The organism is Kumtagia sp., assembly GCF_059502445.1.
In genome coordinates this window covers 100,036-116,278 of sequence record NZ_JCACER010000107.1, presented here as the reverse complement: position 1 = coordinate 116,278, position 16,243 = coordinate 100,036, and the positions used below count along the sequence as shown (strand labels likewise).

The following is a 16,243-nucleotide window of genomic DNA, read 5'->3' as shown; positions in this document are numbered from 1 at the left end:
CATGCGCTTCAAGGGCAAGATCGTCGTCGTCACGGGTGCCGCCTCGGGCATGGGGCTCGCCGCGGCACGCAAGTTCGCCGCCGAGGGGGCGACCGTCGCCCTCAACGATCTCAAGCCGGAAAGCCTCGACGGAGCCGTCGGCTCGATCCGCGACGCGGGCGGAACTGCCATGGCGATCGCCGGCGACGTCGCCGACGAAGCCGTGGCGCAGGCCAGCATCCGCGAGGTGGTCGAGCGGTTCGGGCGCGTCGACATCCTCGTCAACAATGCCGGCGTGTCGACCATCCAGCCGGCGAGCGATTACACCGCCTGGCGGCGGACCATGGCGATCAATCTCGACGCGCCGTTCTACTGGTCGCGCGCCGCCGCGACGCAGAGCATGATCTCGAACCGCGGCGGGGCGATCGTCAACGTCTCCTCCAACGCCGGCTTCGCCGCCTTTCCGGGAGACGTCGGCTACATCGCCTCCAAGCATGGGGTCACCGGGCTGACCAAGGCGCTGGCGGTCGAGTGGGCGCAGTACAATATCCGCGTCAACTGCCTCTGCCCCGGGCTGACCGAGACCAACATGATCAGAGAGATGGAGGCGATCGACGCGAACCGGTTCGTCGAGCGCCGCCGCCGCATCCCGATGGGCCGCATCGGCAAGCCGGAGGAGCAGGCCGACGCCATGCTGTTCCTCGCCTCCGAACAGGCCTCCTACGTCACCGGCCTGATCATGAACAACGACGGCGGCCAGATGGCGCTCTATTCCGGATCCTCGCCGAACTGAGGGTACCCGCCGGGGGTGACATCCCGGCAAAGCCGCGTCTCGGAGAATGGGCGACCTGATCTGGGAGGTAGGCAATGAACGACGTCGCCGGCATCACCTCGCGCAGTGGCTGCCCCGTGCACGGCACGGGAAGCCGTCCGAGCCCCTACTATCACGAGACCATGTATGCCGGCCTCGCCGAGGCGCGCCGGGACGAGCCGGTCTTCTATTCGCCCAAGACCGGCTACTGGATCGTCACCCGCTACGACGACGCCATGGCGATCCTGCACGACCACGATCGCATCTCCTCGGAAAACACCAGCGACTCGGTCTCGCCCGTCCACCAGGACGCCATCGACATCATGAAGGCCGGCAACTTCGCCGCCGAGAAGGTACAGTCGAACTGCGACGGCGAACGGCACACCCGCGTGCGCAACGCCTCGGCGCAGCTGCTGAACGTCAGGACCTTCTCCCTGATGGAGCCGGGCATCCGCGATCTGGTGACGAAGGCGCTCGACCGGCTGGAGGGGCGGCAAAGTGCCGACCTGCTGGCGGACCTCACCTACGAACTGCCGGCGCAGGTGCTGTTCCTGCTCTTGGGCATACCGCAGGAGGACATGGAGAAGGTCAAGGCGTGGTCGGGCACCCGCACCATCCTAAACTTCAGCCCGTCGACCTACGACCAGCAGATCGCCGGCGCCAGGGACATGGTCGCCTACTGGCAATATTGCGTCGACCTGGTGCGCAAGCGCATGGAAGAGTCCGGCGACGACGCCGTCAGCGGCCTGCTCAAGGTGCGGGACGGCGACGACTCGGTGCTGACGCTCAACGAGCTGACGACGGTCGTCTACGGCCTGGTCTTCGCCGGCCACGAGACGACCACCAGCCAGCTTACCAACGCCTTCCGCGCGCTGCTGACCTATCGGGAGAACTGGGAGGCGATCTGCGCCGAGCCCTCGCTGATCCCGTTCGCGGTCGAAGAGGCGTTCCGCTATTGCGGCGCGGTGATCGGCTGGCGCCGCCGAGCCAAGACCGAGATCGAGATCGGCGGCGTCACCATACCGGCCGGCGGCAACATCATGCTGTCCTTCGGCTCGGCCAATCGCGACGAGAAGCATTTCGAGGAGCCCGAGCGCTTCGACGTGCGCCGCAAGAACGCCCGCAAGCACCTCACCATGGGCAACGGCAAGCATGTCTGCCTCGGCGCGCCACTCGCCCGGCTGGAGATGAAGATCGTGCTGGAGGAATTCACCAGGCGCTTTCCGGATGTACGGCTGGCCGAGGATGCGAAGATCGACCACGCCTACACCTACGTCTTCCGCGCGCCGCGGTCGCTGCCGGTCGTGCTGCGCTGACCGCGTTTGCGGCGACGGTGATCGCCGCAACAGGCAACGATGGCGATCGCGAGGAGGTGGCATGAACGCACCGGTCGAATTCCGCACCATTCCCGGCAAGGACGGCATCCGGCTGAACGTCGCGCTTGCCGGGGCCGGGCCGCTGGTGCTGTTCGTGCACGGCTTTCCGGAATCCTGGTATTCGTGGCGGCACCAGATCGGCGCCGTCGTGGCGGCTGGCTTCCGCGCCGCGGCGCTGGAGGTGCGTGGCTACGGGGCTTCCGACAAGCCGCGGCCGGTGGAGGCTTATTCCATCGTCGAACTCGCCGGCGACATCGCGGCCGTCATCGATGCGCTCGCGCCCGAGGGAGCCGTGCTGGTCGGCCATGACTAGGGCGCGGTGCAGGTGCAAGCGGCGGCGCTGCTGCATCCCGCAAAAGTGCGCGGCATGGTCACGGTCTCCGTTCCGGCGGTCGCCCATCCGCCGCAGAAGCCGTCGGAGACCTGGCCGCGCCTCTATGGCGAGCGCGTCTTCTACCAGGCCTATTTCCAACCGGAAGGCGTCGCCGAGGCCGAGTTTGAGCCCGACCTCGAGCGGTTCATCCGCATCTTCTTCCGCAGCCTGTCCGGGCAGGGATCGCTCGACGACAACGTGCTGATCCGCCCGGCCGGAACCACCCGGCTGCTCGACGGGCTGCCTGACCCGGGCGAGCTGCCGGCCTGGCTCAGCGGCGAGGACGTTCGCTTCTATGCCGAGAGTTTTCGGCGCAGCAGCCTGCGCGGCCCGCTCAACCGCTACCGCTGCGTCGACCTCGACTGGAGCCTGATGCGGCCCTTTGCGGATTCCCGCATCGAGCAGCCGTCGCTGTTCATCGGCGGCACGCTGGAGCCGACACGCTACATGGTCCCCGGCTTCGACCGCTATGCCGATCCGGTGCCGCGGCTCGCCGATGTACGCGGCGTGCATTTCCTCGACGGCGTCGGCCACTGGGTGCAGCAGGAAGCGCCGGAGGAGACGTCCCGGCTGATCCTCGGCTTCCTGGCGACGCTCGACCGGCCGCACTGAGCCGGGTCCCTCCCAGGGTGACAGACGCGCGACGGCCGCGGGCGTAGCACGGCAGGCGGAGAGGCACAGTCATGAGCGATCTCGCCAGAGTCTGGGACATTCCCGCCGCGACCTGCCCGATGGGCAGCGTCGGCCATCGCTACAAGCCGTTCGACCATGCCGAGATGCATGCCACGCTGGCTCTGGCGCGCGCCGAGGAGCCGGTCTTCTACAGCCCCGACCTCGATCACTGGGTGGTGACGCGTTACGCCGACGTGCTCGCCATCCTGCGCGATCCGGAACGCTTCTCGGCGGCGAACGCCAACACGCCGATCTCGCCCGTGCCGCCGGAGGCGCTGAAGATCCTCGGCGACGGCGGCTATGCGCTGGAAGGCATCCAGGTCAACTGCGACCCGCCGCGGCATACGCGCATCCGCAATCTCGCCGCGCAGGTGCTGAACATGAAGCGCTTCGCCGGCATGGAGGACGACGTCCGCCGGCTGGTGGTCGCCGATCTCGAGCGCCTGCGGGGACGCGGGCGCATCGACCTCCTGCAGGAATTCACCCACGAACTCCCCGCCAAGGTGATCTTCAGGCTGCTCGGCATTCCCGAGAAGGACGCGCAGCAGGTCAAGGCGTGGTCGACCAACCGCCTGCTGCTCAGCTTCTCGCGCCCGACGCGCGCGCAGCAGATCGATGCGGCGCGCAACCTGCTGAAGTTCTGGCACTATTGCGTCGACCTTATGGCGCGGCGCATCCGCGAGCCGCGCGACGATTTCGCCAGCGAGTTGCTGCGGCTGCGCGGCGGCGACGACGCCGTGCTGACGATCAACGAGATCAACTCGGCAGCCTTCGGGCTGCTGTTCGCCGGCCATGAGACGACGACCAGCCAGGCGACCAACACGATCGAGGCGCTGCTCGCGGACCGCCGCCAGTGGGAAGCGGTCTGCGCCGATCCGGGTCTCATCCCGAACGCGGTCGAGGAAGGGCTGCGGCTGTTCGGCGCGGTGGTGAACTGGCGCCGGCGGACCAAATGCGACGTGACGATCGGCGGGACGATCATTCCGGCGGGTTCGAACGTCATGATCTCCTTCACCTCCGCCAACCGCGACGGCGAGCAGTTCGCCGACGCAGACCGCCTCGACCTGACGCGGCCGAACAGCCGCAGGCACCTCACCTTCGGCAACGGCATCCATGTGTGCCTGGGCGCGCCGCTGGCCCGCCTGGAGATCAGGGTGATGCTCGAGGAACTGACCAGGCGCTTCCCCGGCATGCGCCGGGTCGACGACATGCCTGTCCGCTACGCCCCGGCTTTCGCGTTCCGGGCACCGCAATCGCTGTGGGTCGATCTCAACGGCTGATCCGCACTGCCGGTCGCGTCGGCCCGAACAAAAGGAACAGGACCCGATGCAGATGGGACGCTTTCAGCCGCCTTCCCGCCAGATCGTCGTCTACGGCCAGCCGACCGGCACGGCGCTGCCGCAGATCCTCAAGGATTTCTGGGCCACGCAGGCCGTGCTGGTCACCAACTCGGCCCTCGCCCGGCCCGGCGGGCTGGCGGACAGGGTGGCGGCCGAGCTCGGCGAGACCTGCGTCAGGCGGGTCGACGGTGTTGCCGCAAACTCGCCGCGCGCCGATGTCATCCGCGTCGCCGACGCGCTGCGCAGCCGCGGCATCGAGGCCGTGGTCGCGCTGGGCGGCGGATCGGTGGTGGAGACGGTGAAGGCCGCCCGCATCTGCCTCACCAACAATGTCGGCGATGCCGCCGATCTCGACCGGCTGAAGCGCTCGACGACGGCGGCATCGCCGCGCCCTTACCTCATTTCGATCCCGACGACGCTGTCGGCGGCCGAATACACCCAGCATGCCGGCGTCACCGACGAGCGCACGGGCGTCAAGGACGCCTTCCATCATCCCGACCTCGCCGCCGACGCGGTCGTCCTCGACCCGGAGGCGACCGTCGCCACGCCCGACGCGCTGTGGTTCAGCACCGGGCTGCGGGCGCTGGACCATGCGGTCGAGACCTGGTGCTCGCCGGTGCGCGCGCCCTATGCCGACGCGACCGCGCTTCATGCGGCACGCATGCTGGCCCGGGCGCTGCCGCGCACGAAGGCCGAGCCGGCCGACCTGGCGGCGCGGCTCGATTGCCAGATCGGCGCCTGGATGTCGATCCAGGGGGCGACGATCGGCATCAGCCACGGCGCCAGCCATGGCATCGGACACGGCCTAAGCGCCGTCACCGGGATGAGCCACGGCGTCACCTCCTGCATTATGCTGCCGCACGTCCTGCGCTACAACGCGGCGGTCAACGCCGACCGGCAGGCGGTGCTCGCCGAAGCGATGGGCCGGCCCGGCATGCCGCTCGCCGAGGTGATCGCGGCGCTGGCCGCCGAACTCGGCCTGCCGTCGCGGCTGCGCGATGCCGGCATGCGGGAGAAACAGCTCGACGCGGTCGCCGAGGCGGCGCTCGCCAACCCGCGCGTGAAAGCCAATGCGCGACCGATCCCCGGCAAGGCGGAGATGATGGGGATACTGCAATCCGCTTGGTAGGCGGGCAATTTTTCTGTTTTTTTGGCACGAAAACCGCTCTGGTTTCCCGTTTTTTTCGCAGCGCCCGGCGGAAAATCGCTGCCGTCTTTGCGGAAATTGCCGCTATTCGATGTCGAAGACGGCACCCTCGCGGTGCACTGGCGGGCTTCTGGCCGCCAGTTCCCGGATGGCGGCAATCTCGTCCTTCTTGGCCTCGGCCTCGATCTTCAGATCATAGCTGGCCTGCATGTTCATCCAGAACTGCGGCGTCGTCCTGAAGAATTTGGCGAGGCGAAGAGCGGTGTCGGTGGTCACGGGCGTCTGCGTGGCGACAAGCCGCTCGATGCGCGTGCGCGGGACATTGAGCTTTTTGGCCAATGCGCCGGCGCTCATGCCGAGCGGCTCCAGATACTCCTCTCGCAGTATCTCGCCAGGATGGATCGGAAACACGATGTCGGTCATTTCGGCCTCCAGCTACCGGTGATAGTCGACGATCTCGACATCGTCGGCGCCACCGTTGTTCCAGACGAAACAGATGCGCCATTGATCATTGATGCGGATCGAATGCTGTCCCTTGCGGTCGCCGTGCAGTTCCTCCAGATGGTTGCCGGGCGGCGACTTGAGGTCGTCGATGTCGTTGGCTGCATTCAGGATGGTGAGCTTGTTTACCGCCCGCTTGACGATGTCGGACGGAAAGCCTTTTGGAGCCTTGGCGGTCCGTGCCACTTCTTCCGTAATCCTGTCCTTGTACGAACGGATCATCAACAGCCCCTCACTCGTATCATGCCATGATACGAGTGAGGGCGTCAACAGAATTGTATCGCCACGTGATACAGCATCCCTTATGAGGACGGCGGGCCGTTCAACGGCAGACCAAGTTTAGCAAGCGCCGCTATTCGATCTCGAAAATCTCGTAGACGGCGCCCTCCGCGGTGCGGTAGCCGGCGCCGATGGCCAGTATGCCGTTCAGCCACGCCAGGCGCGATGCCGCCGTCTCGAACTGGACGATGGTGCGGAAATAGTCCTCGCCATAGGCGACGGCCTCGGAGTTTTTGTAGCGCTCCATTACCTCGGGCGGACCGTGGCGGCGTCCGACATAGGTCATGTAGATCAGCTCGCCGGCATCGGTCTCCAGCACCAGTCGCACGTCGAGATGCATGCCGCCGTCCGGGCGCATCATCAGGAAGTCGCCGCCGCCAGGCAATATCCTGCCGCTCCGCCGCTCGCCGGCGAAGCGGCCGCCGGTGACGAAGACCACCCGCCGCAGATAGCCGACCGGCACCGGCCCGATATGGGTCGCGCCGTTGGCGGTGTCGGCCTGCATCGTGAACAGCGGCTTCAGACTGATCTCGACCATGCCTTCTCCCCGTGTCTGTGCGCTCACCATCGCCTGCATCGCGAGGGAAGACGGTCCCTGATGTCGGGGACAGATGGCCGGGCGGCCGCGGCTAGGTTGAAGCCCGGGGCTGCCCTAGGGGGCTCGGGGAGCCTGCCGGGGCGGCGCGCATTCGAGACGGGAGGCCTCGATGAAGAATTACGGGCTGAAGGATCGCGTCGTCTGCATCACCGGCGGCGCCTCGGGCATAGGCCGTGCCGCGGCGATGGCGCTCGCCAGGGATGGCGCGCATGTCGCGATCATCGACCTGCGCGAGGCAGACATCGCACCCGTGCTCGACGAAATCCGCAGCCACGGCGTCAAGGCGTCCGGCTTTGCCATGGACGTGCGCGACGCCGACGCGACGATGCGGGCGGCGGATCATTTCGAACGCGAAATCGGACCGGTCGACGGCCTGTTCGCCTGCGCCGGGATCTCCCGCACGGCGCCCGCCGAAGTCCTGCCGGAAGCGGACTTCGAGGACGTGCTCGACATCAACCTGAAGGGGCTGTTCCTCACCTGCCGCGCGTTCGGCGGCCGCATGGTCGAGCGCGGCAAGGGCTCGATCGTCGTCATCGGCTCGGTCGACGGGCTGGGCGGCCATGCCGGCCGGCTGCACTATGTCTCATCCAAGCACGGCGTCAGCGGCCTGGCGAAGAATCTTGCCATCGAATGGGGGCGGCACGGCGTGCGCGTCAACTGCATCGCACCCGGCTTCGTCGACACGCCGCTGCTGCGCGCCAACATGCCGCCGGCCTTCATCGACGCCGTCGTCGACCGCACGCCCCTCGGCCGCATGGGCATGGCGGAGGAAATGGCGAGCGTGGCGCTGATGCTTCTATCCGACGCGGCCTCCTTCGTCACCGGTGCCGTGCTGCCGATCGACGGCGGCCTGACCTCGGGGTTCTTCACCAGGAAGCAGGGTGGCGACTATTCGTCGAAGAAGCTGCTCGAAGCCGGCGTCTACACGGAATAGGCTGAACACGCAGGAGAACATGCAGATGCAGGACGATGCCGTTCCGGTCGCCGACGAGCTTGCGATGCGTAATCTGCTGGCGCGCTATGTCCATCTTGCAGACGCCGGCGATCTCGACGGCTTCGCCGCGCTCTTTCTCGCCGACGGCACCTGGAGGCGCGAAAACGCGCCGCCGGCCGCGCAAGGCGGCTCGGGCCTGCCGGCCGAGACCGTGACCGGCCATGACGAGCTCAAGCGGATGATCGACAATTCGATCGTCAAGCGCTTCGACCGCAAGTTCCGCCACCAGATGACGGATGTGCTGATCGAGCCGGGCGACGGGCCCGACGATGTACGCGGCCGCTGCCGTGCCCTGATCACCGACTGGCGCGACGGGCCGGGCAAGATCGCGATGTGCGGCGCCTATACCTTCCGCTTCGCCCGCACGCCGCACGGCTGGCGCTTCCGAAGCGTCAGCGTGCGGGTTCTGCCGGAATAGAGCCAGAAGATCGCAGAAACTGCGCCGCATGCTCTAAACAGGGGTGGCAATGACCGAGATCCTGCAGAACTCCTTCGCGACGCCGGAGCATCGCACCTTCTACCTCGAATGCGGACCGGCTTCCGGGCCGGTCATCTTCCTGATCCATGGCTGGCCCGAGCTGTCGCTGAGCTGGCGCCATGTCATGCCGACGCTAGCCGGGCTGGGTTATCGCGTGATCGCGCCGGACATGCGCGGCTATGGCCGGTCGAGCGTCTACGCGACCCATGACGCCTACCGGCAGGAACTCGTCGTCGCCGACATGATCGCGCTCGCCGACGGGCTGGGCGTCGAGAAGGCCGTGTGGGTCGGCCATGACTGGGGAACCGCCACCGTCTGGAACATCGCCGGCCACCATCCCGAGCGGTGTCACGGCGTCGCCAATCTCTGCGTCCCCTACCGCACGATCGAACTTGGCCTCGAGCACCTGATTTCGCTGGTCGATCGCGACATCTACCCGGCAGCGGTTCATCCCGACGGGCAGTGGGCCTACATGCGCTTTTATCATGAGCGCTTCGATCGGGCGCGGAGCGTCTTCGAGGCTTCACCATACCGGACGATCAAGGCGCTGTTCAGGCGCGGCAAGCCGGAGCAGCTGGGTCGGCCGAGCCCGCATGTGGCGGTGTTCGCCAACAACGGCTGGTTTGGCGGTGACGACATAGCGCCCGACCGGCCGCGCGACGAGGCCGTGCTGTCGGAGCAGGATCTTCGCGCCTATGCCGAAAGCCTCGCCAGGAACGGCTTCTTCGGCCCGGATTCCTATTACATGAACGATGCGGCCAACCGGGCCTATGCCTTGCGCGCTCAAAACGAAGGGCGGCTGGACATGCCGGTGCTGTTCGTCGCCGGGCGGTACGACATCACCTGCGAGTCAGTCCTGTCGCGCCTGGCTGAGCCGATGCGGGACCTCTGTGCGGACCTGACGATCGGCGTCGTCGATTCCGGGCACTGGATGGCGCAGGAGAAGCCTGTCGAGCTGTCGGCGCATCTCGTGCGCTGGCTGGCGACGCGCGTGCCCGCCTCATGGCCGCCGGCGAACGTGTCCTGAGCGGTCAGGCCGGCGCCAGATTGGCGCGCGCCATCCCGTATCCGATCGGCTGCAGGATGTGGATGTCGGTGCCGCGCAGCAGCGGCCGGCCGTAGCGCCGCCGCTCCCCGTCGCGGACTTCAAGCAGGCCGGGATCGATCTGGTGGGCGAAATTGGCCTGCCGGCAGCTTTCCGCGTCGGGCCAGGCGAGCACTGTCACCGCCTGGTTCATGCGCGTGCCGAACCATGTCGCGAAGACACCGAGCACGCGGGCGCCCCGCGCCCGCAGGAAGGGGAGATCGTGCTCGGCCAGCGACTGGTGCGCGAGATTGGGATCCTGGTTGAGCACGTCGTGGAAGCGCAATTCATGCACACCGCCGACCGGCTCGCCGCTGTCGGCCTCGCGGAACCGCTCCCACACCGGCGACGGGCGCAGGATGAAGACGTGCGAGCGCTCGACACGCTGCTGCCCGCCGTAGTTGGCGCCCATGCTCGCGATCCATTCCGGATCGGCATAAAAACGCTTCCAGGCACTCATCCTGTCGTCGAGATCGCGCCAGTGCAGGAGGTAGGCGTAGAGCGGCGCAAGCGGTCCCGCATAACCTTCCCAGAAGGCGAGAGGAGCCGGGATGCCGTTGCGGGAAAACAACGGCGGCACGTCCTCGCTCATCAGCATGTGGAAATCCGGCATGCGGCCGGGGATCATCTGGTAGAGGCGCAGCTCGTAATAGCTGTCGATCGTCAGCGGCGGGGCGAGCCGGCTCATGGCGCCACTCCGAGATCGGCATGCGGCAGGTTCCAGGAGATCGGCTCCAGCAGATAGGCGTCGGCCGAGGCGAACAGGTCGCGCCCGTGGCGCCGGCGCTCCCGCTCGCGCTGCGCCCGCACGACGGGATGCCGGTCCATCGCGAACCAGGCCCGCTGCTGCGTGTCGAGGTCGGGCCAGGCGAGCAGGGTGACGAAACGCGGCCGCTCCGGCCCGATCGTCACCTCGAAGACGCCGAGCAGCCTGGCGCCGAGCTCGCGCAGCGCCGGCAGGTCGACGCTGCCGAGGCTGTCCGCGGCTTCCGCCTGCGAGCCGTTGAGCACGTTCTCGATGCGCAGCTCATGCACGCCGCCGACCGGTCCGGGAACAGGGTCGGTACCGGCCTTGCGCCAGGCGGCCGACGGCTCCAGCAGCCAGGTCTCGATGCTGTCGACCAGCGGCTGGCCGTCGGTGAGCTCGGCGCGGCGGGCGCGCCAGAACGGGTCGGTCCAGAAGCGCGGAAAGCGCTCGTCACGCTCCTTCATGCTGGGCCAGCGGATGATGTACAGAAAACCCGGCGCCTGGCGGCCGCTGAGCACCGCCCACGAGCCGAGCGGGCGATGGACGCCGTAGCGGTCCCAGAGCGACCCGGCATGCGCCGGCGGTCCGCCCGGCTCGTCCGGCGCGCCGGCAAAACCCATGTCGTGCACCAGCGCCAGCTCGGACGCCATACGCCCCGGCGCCACGGAGTAGAAGCGGAATTCAAACATGGGGCAACGCTCCCGGCTCTGTACCCCCACCCCTAACCCCTCCCCACAAGGGGGAGGGGGACCTCGTGTCCGCCATGCCGCACGAAATCGTCGACAATTAGCGCCTGGCGGACATGCCAGCCGGTCCCCTCCCCCTTGTGGGGAGGGGTTAGGGGTGGGGGTAAACTCATATACGATTGCCTGATCGACCGTCACGCTGACCGCAGGCCGTCAATTCGGCACCGCGCCCTCGCCCACCAGAAAACCGTCGAAGGCGTTCTGGAAGACCAGCGGGTTGAAGTATTCGCGGGTCGAGGCGATTTTTCCCTCACGCAGGTTGACGATCATCACGTAGCGCTGGTCGTACACCCGGCCGGTCTCCGGTACCTCGCTGCGTCCGCCCGCCTCGACGATGACCACGTTCGGGTCGGTGGACTGGTGCAGGCCGTAGATGGTGAAGTCGGGGCCGCGGCGCTTCTCCAGCACGGTCCTGTAGTGGTGGACGATGTAGTCGCGGCCCTGGAAGGTCTGCTTGAGACCCTCCTTTGCCGGCATGAACGGGTTGAACTGCGTGGCGTCCTCGGTGAACAGCGCGCCCCAGGCGTCGAAGTCGCGTTTCATCAGCAGACGGTAGAAGTCGATCGCCACCGCCTCCTGCGGCGTTTGCGGCAGAAAGGCGTCGGCGCGTGTGCCGGGGCCGGTGGCCGAGCGCGCCGCCGACGGATCCGGATTGGCGGTGACGTCGGTGCCGGCGAAGGCCTGTTGCCAGACGATCGGGTTGAAGTGCTCGCGGTTGAGCACGATCCTGCCGTCACGCAGATGGAAGACGAAGACGTAGCGCTGGTCGTAGAGCCGGCCGGTCTCGCCGATCGTGCTGCGGCCGGCGGCCTCGACGACGATGACGTCCGGATCGGTCGTGCGGTGCAGCTTGTCGATCTCGAAGACGTGGTCGCGGCGGTTGGGGATCGACTTCCTGTAGTAGGACAGCAGCTTCTCCTTGCCGTACCAGGCCGGTTCGAGCACCGCCACGCCGGCGGCGAACGGCATGTCCTGCACCGCGTCCTCGGCCCATAGCTCGGCGAAGGCGTCGAGGTCCTTCTTCATCAGGTTGGTGTAGAACCCAAGCACGGTGCGCTCGTTGGCGTCCCTCGGTGCGATCTGGTCGGCGCGTGTCATTCTTTCCTCCTCGTGAAATTCTGCCGCGCCGATCAGCGGTTGGCCGCTTCCCAGGCGCGCAGCTCGAAACCCTCCGCCGCTGCCTCCTCCCAGCGCGGCGTGGCGCGGCTGGCGAGAACCTTGCGCGCCGCCATGAAGTCGCCCGGGCGGTTGACCGATTCGACGGCGATCAGCCGGCCGCGGCGGAACAGCAGGATCGAGAAGCTGCGCGTCGCCGGATCGCCGAGCCGCACGGTGGCGTCGTGCCCGGCCGAGAGCCCGACCATCTGCAGCTTCAAATCGCCCTGGTCGGTCCAGAACCATGGCACGGCGGCGTAGGGCGCGCCCTTGCCGACCAGCCTGGCGGCCACGGCGCGGCCCTGGTCGGCGGCGTTCTGCACGGATTCCAACCGGATGGAGCCGCCGGCATGCTGGCTCGGAAACATGGCGCAGTCGCCGATCGCCGAGATCGCCGGGTCCGACGTCAGCAGGTAGGAATCGACCTTGACGCCGTTCTCGATGTCGAGCCCGGCCTCGGAGGCGAGCTGCGCATTGGGCAGCACGCCGATGCCGAACACGACGAGATCGGCGGGAAGCCGGCGGCCGTTGGTCAGTTCGACGGCGACCACCCTGCCCCGCTCGCCGTCGATGCGCGACAGGCCCTGGCCGAAGTCGAGCATCACCCCCCAGCCGCGATGGGCGTCGGCGAAGAATTCTGCCGTCTCCTTCGACACGGCGCGCGCCATCGGCCGGTCGGCGAGCTCGACGACATGCACGGTCTTGCCGCTGGCGCGCGCCACCGCCGCGAATTCCAGCCCGATGAAGCCGGCGCCGACCACGACGACGTTCTCGACCTCTCCCAGGCGTGCGGCGAGCGCATCGGCGTCGCCAAGATTCTTGAGGCCGAAGACGCCGTCGAGTTCCGCCCCCGGCACCGGCAGCGATCGGTTGTGGGCCCCGGTGGCGAGCACCAGGTGGTCATAGGCAAGGGCGCTGCCGTCAGCGAGGCTGACGCGCCGGTTGGTGCGGTCGAGCGCAACCGCCGCGCTGTTGACGAGATCGATGCGGTGGTCGGCGAAGAATTTCTCCGGACGGAAGAACAGGCCGGGCGCATCGGTCTTGCCGAGCAGGTAGGCCTTGGACAGCGGCGGCCGCTGGTAGGGCATGCCGGGCTCGTCGCCGACCAGCATGATCGAGCCGGCAAATCCGTCCTGGCGCAGCGAGGCCGCGGTCTGGAAGCCGGCCTGGCCGGCGCCGACGATCACGATCGCGTTCAGCATCTCATCCTTCGTCCGTTGGCGTCGGTCCGGCGCGCGCCTCATGCCGCCGATGATCGGTTTGCGGCGAAAGGACGCGTATCCCTCCGGCAAGGGACGCGGCGCTTTCCCCAGCAAGGGGGACAGCTAAGGTGCGTGCCGGGTGGTCTTCTGATGCCGATCGTCGGACCTTGCGTGCCGCCACGGCCATGCATTGCGCTGGCGGCCTGCCCGCCTGGCGGGGCGGGACCGACGATGCCGGAGCAAGTGGTTTGAGACTGATGGTCGAGCATGAGTGAAGCAGCGCTGAGCACGAAAACGATCGATGCGCCGGTTCTCGACGTCGATCCCTATTCGCTCGAGGTCCTGCGCGACCCCTACCCCTTCCACGAGCGGCTGCGCGAAGCCGGACCGGCCGCCTTCATCGACCGCTACGGCGTCTATGCCGTCGGCCGCCACGCCGAGGCGGCGATCGTGCTCAACGACCATGCCCGCTTCACCGCATGCGGCGGCATCGGCATCCAGGACATCCGCAAGCCCGGCGACTTCCGCATCCCCAACCGCCTGCTGGAGAACGATCCGCCCGGGCACACGGCGATCCGCGCGACGCTGACGAAATACCTGTCGCCGATCGTCATCCGGCGCTGGCGCGAGCATTTCGAGACCGAGGCGAAAGGGCTGGTGGAGGAACTGGTCGCCAAGGGCGAGTTCGACGGCGTCGAGGACGTGGCGGAAGCGTTCGTGCTGAAGGTGTTCCCGGCGGCGGTCGGCGTGAAGCTGCCGCGCAAGGAGATCCTTGCCATCGGCGAGATGCGCTTCAACCAGAGCGGCCCGCCCAACGAGCTCTACCTCCGCGCCATGGAGCGGGCGAAACCCTATCTCGAATGGTTCGAGAACAGCGTGCGGCGGGAAGGCGTGACGCCGGGCTCGATCGCCGAGATGCTGTTCGACGCCGAGGACCGCGGCGAGTTCGAGGAAGGCATCGCCTCCAACATGGTGCGCTCCTTCGTCGGCGGCGGCACCGATTCCACCATCACCGGCATCGGCCACACGCTGAACAAGCTGGCGCAGAATCCCGACCAGTGGGCGCTCGTCAAGGCCGACCCGAACAAGGTGCGGGCCGCCTTCGAGGAGGCGATCCGGCTGGAATCGCCATTCCAGGTGACCTATCGCACGACCACGGGCCAGGCCGAACTCTCCGGCGTGCAGCTTCGGCCTGACACCAAGGTCGGCGTATTCCTGGGTGCCGCCAACCGCGATCCGCGCAAATGGCAGGAGCCTGACAGGTTCGACGTGACGCGCGACACCACCGGCATCCATCTCGGCTTCGGCACCGGCGCGCATATCTGCATCGGCCAGATGATCGCGCGGCTCGAGGCCGAGGCGATCCTGAAGGCGCTGGTGACGCGGATCGACAGGCTGGAGCCGGCAGGCCCGCCGCGCTACCGGCCGATCAACCAGATGCGCACGCTCGACCAGCTGCCGCTGCGCGCCAGGCTCGGCTAGCGCGGGACGAACCTGCGGGCCGGACATCTCGAACCAGGATCTTTGCCAGGATGACCCCAAGCACAGCACCCAGCCGATTGCCCGAACCTCCGGTCCTCGACGTCGATCCCTTCTCCGACGAGAACATCGAGAACCCCTACCCTTTCCACGAGAGGCTGCGGGAGACCGCGCCGGTCGTCTTCATCCCGAAATACGGCATCTATGCCGTCGGCCGTTACGAGGAAGTGCGGACGGTGATGAGCGACTACGCCCGCTTCACCTCCGAAGGCGGCATCGGCATGTCGGACATCCGCAAGCCGGGCGCCTGGCGCACGCCGAGCCCGATCGCCGAGGTCGATCCGCCCCGACATACCAAGATCCGCGGCGCCATGACCAAGGTGCTGTCGCCGCTGGTGATCCGGCAATGGCGCGAGCATTTTGCCGCGGAAGCCGAGACCGTGGCGGAACGCGCCGTCGCCAGGGGCGAGATCGAGGCGGTGGGCGAACTGGTCGAGGCCTTCGTGCTGAAGGTCTTCCCCGACGTGCTCGGCGTCGACATGCCGCGCGAGAACTTCGTCGCCATCGGCGAGATGAACTTCAACCAGATCGGGCCGAACAACGAGCTCTTGCAGAAGTCGCTCGAGCGGGTCGAGCCGATCCTCGACCAATACCAGAAGAGTTTTCAGCGCGAGAGCATGCTGCCCGGCGGCTTCGGCGAGAAGATCTACAAGGCCGAGGATGCCGGCGATTTCGACAAGGGCACGGCGGGCGTGCAGGTGCGCTCGTTCCTGCGCGCCGGCGTCGACACCACCATCGCCGGCATCGGTCACACGCTCAACCTGCTGGCGAGCAACCCCGGCGAATGGGCGAAGGTGAAGGCCGACCCGGCTAAGCTGCGCGGCGCCTTCGACGAGGCGATCCGCCTCCATTCGCCCTCGCAGGTCATGTTCCGGACGACGAAGGGGGAGCAGGTGCTGTCCGGACTGCGCCTCGAAGACGACACCAAGATCGCCAACTTCCTCGGCGCCGCCAACCGCGACCAGCGCAAGTTTGCCGATCCCGAGCGTTTCGACGTCGAGCGCGAGACCGCCGGCATCCACCTGGCGCTCGGCGTCGGACATCACATCTGCATCGGCCAGATGATCGCGCGGCTCGAGGCCGAATGCATTCTCGGAGCGCTGGTGCGGCGCGTCGAGCGGATCGAGCCGGCCGGCGCGCCGGAATACCGGCTCGTCAACACATTGCGGACGCTGGAACGCCTGCCGCTTCGGCTGGTCCGCGCCGCCTGACAGCAAACGA

General features: G+C 67.6%; 18 protein-coding genes. 11 read left to right on the top strand and 7 right to left on the bottom strand.

Going from position 1 to position 16,243, the window contains the following annotated elements:
- Window position 1: 1 nt before the first annotated feature.
- The 6 genes from AC5JDC_RS28300 (at window position 2) to AC5JDC_RS28275 (ending at window position 5,680) form a co-directional block, all read left to right on the top strand.
- The gene (locus AC5JDC_RS28300; RefSeq protein WP_495846745.1) at window positions 2-772 is read left to right on the top strand and encodes an SDR family NAD(P)-dependent oxidoreductase; all 771 of its coding nucleotides are present in this window, start codon (window positions 2-4) and stop codon (window positions 770-772) included.
- A gap of 74 nt (window positions 773-846) precedes the next feature.
- On the top strand, window positions 847-2,106 hold the full coding sequence (locus AC5JDC_RS28295) for a cytochrome P450 (protein WP_495846743.1): 1,260 nt from the start codon (window positions 847-849) through the stop codon (window positions 2,104-2,106).
- A 61-nt stretch (window positions 2,107-2,167) separates the two neighbouring features.
- Window positions 2,168-2,479 carry an alpha/beta fold hydrolase gene (locus tag AC5JDC_RS28290; RefSeq protein WP_495846741.1) on the top strand — a complete coding sequence of 104 codons (312 nt, stop codon included), beginning with the start codon at window positions 2,168-2,170 and terminating at the stop codon, window positions 2,477-2,479.
- Window positions 2,480-2,485: 6 nt separating this feature from the next.
- Window positions 2,486-3,151 carry an alpha/beta fold hydrolase gene (locus tag AC5JDC_RS28285; protein ID WP_495846739.1) on the top strand — a complete coding sequence of 222 codons (666 nt, stop codon included), beginning with the start codon at window positions 2,486-2,488 and terminating at the stop codon, window positions 3,149-3,151.
- Between the two features lie 71 nt (window positions 3,152-3,222).
- Window positions 3,223-4,491, top strand: coding sequence for a cytochrome P450 (locus AC5JDC_RS28280; RefSeq protein WP_495846737.1), 1,269 nt, complete (start codon window positions 3,223-3,225; stop codon window positions 4,489-4,491).
- 52 nt (window positions 4,492-4,543) lie between these two features.
- A complete protein-coding gene (locus AC5JDC_RS28275; RefSeq protein WP_495846735.1) occupies window positions 4,544-5,680 on the top strand; it encodes an iron-containing alcohol dehydrogenase in 1,137 nt (378 codons plus the stop codon).
- Window positions 5,681-5,782: 102 nt separating this feature from the next.
- Here AC5JDC_RS28275 and AC5JDC_RS28270 read toward each other — a convergent pair whose 3' ends face one another.
- The 3 genes from AC5JDC_RS28270 to AC5JDC_RS28260 all read right to left on the bottom strand — a co-directional run bounded on the left by AC5JDC_RS28270 (window position 5,783) and on the right by AC5JDC_RS28260 (window position 7,016).
- The gene (locus AC5JDC_RS28270) at window positions 5,783-6,121 is read right to left on the bottom strand and encodes a HigA family addiction module antitoxin (RefSeq protein ID WP_106770605.1); all 339 of its coding nucleotides are present in this window, start codon (window positions 6,119-6,121) and stop codon (window positions 5,783-5,785) included.
- A gap of 12 nt (window positions 6,122-6,133) precedes the next feature.
- On the bottom strand, window positions 6,134-6,421 hold the full coding sequence (locus AC5JDC_RS28265; protein WP_495846733.1) for a type II toxin-antitoxin system RelE/ParE family toxin: 288 nt from the start codon (window positions 6,419-6,421) through the stop codon (window positions 6,134-6,136).
- Between the two features lie 130 nt (window positions 6,422-6,551).
- Complete coding sequence (locus AC5JDC_RS28260; RefSeq protein WP_495846731.1) at window positions 6,552-7,016, bottom strand: DUF3237 domain-containing protein; 465 nt, start codon at window positions 7,014-7,016, stop codon at window positions 6,552-6,554.
- Between the two features lie 169 nt (window positions 7,017-7,185).
- Between AC5JDC_RS28260 and AC5JDC_RS28255 the strand changes: the two genes are divergently transcribed.
- The 3 genes from AC5JDC_RS28255 to AC5JDC_RS28245 are packed head-to-tail and all read left to right on the top strand — an operon-like array spanning window position 7,186 to window position 9,575.
- Entirely contained in the window at window positions 7,186-8,010 is an 825-nt protein-coding gene (locus AC5JDC_RS28255; protein ID WP_495846729.1) for an SDR family NAD(P)-dependent oxidoreductase, read from the top strand.
- Between the two features lie 25 nt (window positions 8,011-8,035).
- Window positions 8,036-8,488 carry a nuclear transport factor 2 family protein gene (locus AC5JDC_RS28250; RefSeq protein WP_495846727.1) on the top strand — a complete coding sequence of 151 codons (453 nt, stop codon included), beginning with the start codon at window positions 8,036-8,038 and terminating at the stop codon, window positions 8,486-8,488.
- 49 nt (window positions 8,489-8,537) lie between these two features.
- Entirely contained in the window at window positions 8,538-9,575 is a 1,038-nt protein-coding gene (locus AC5JDC_RS28245) for an alpha/beta fold hydrolase (protein ID WP_495846725.1), read from the top strand.
- Window positions 9,576-9,579: 4 nt separating this feature from the next.
- On the opposite strand, the gene AC5JDC_RS28240 is transcribed toward AC5JDC_RS28245, so the two are convergent.
- From AC5JDC_RS28240 to AC5JDC_RS28225, 4 genes are all read right to left on the bottom strand, one after another.
- Complete coding sequence (locus AC5JDC_RS28240) at window positions 9,580-10,320, bottom strand: NIPSNAP family protein (protein WP_495846723.1); 741 nt, start codon at window positions 10,318-10,320, stop codon at window positions 9,580-9,582.
- A complete protein-coding gene (locus AC5JDC_RS28235) occupies window positions 10,317-11,069 on the bottom strand; it encodes an NIPSNAP family protein (protein WP_495846721.1) in 753 nt (250 codons plus the stop codon). Before AC5JDC_RS28235 ends, AC5JDC_RS28240 begins: the two co-directional genes overlap by 4 nt.
- 210 nt (window positions 11,070-11,279) lie before the next feature.
- Window positions 11,280-12,224 (bottom strand): nuclear transport factor 2 family protein, encoded by a 945-nt coding sequence (locus AC5JDC_RS28230; protein WP_495846719.1) that lies wholly within the window; start codon window positions 12,222-12,224, stop codon window positions 11,280-11,282.
- A gap of 32 nt (window positions 12,225-12,256) precedes the next feature.
- Window positions 12,257-13,483, bottom strand: a complete 1,227-nt coding sequence (locus AC5JDC_RS28225; protein WP_495846717.1) for an NAD(P)/FAD-dependent oxidoreductase — start codon at window positions 13,481-13,483, stop codon at window positions 12,257-12,259.
- 267 nt (window positions 13,484-13,750) lie between these two features.
- On the opposite strand from AC5JDC_RS28225, the gene AC5JDC_RS28220 reads away from it, so the two are divergent.
- A complete protein-coding gene (locus AC5JDC_RS28220) occupies window positions 13,751-14,965 on the top strand; it encodes a cytochrome P450 (RefSeq protein WP_495846715.1) in 1,215 nt (404 codons plus the stop codon).
- A 50-nt stretch (window positions 14,966-15,015) separates the two neighbouring features.
- Window positions 15,016-16,233: a cytochrome P450 gene (locus AC5JDC_RS28215; protein ID WP_495846713.1), complete on the top strand. Its 1,218-nt coding sequence runs from the start codon at window positions 15,016-15,018 to the stop codon at window positions 16,231-16,233.
- Window positions 16,234-16,243: the final 10 nt, after the last annotated feature.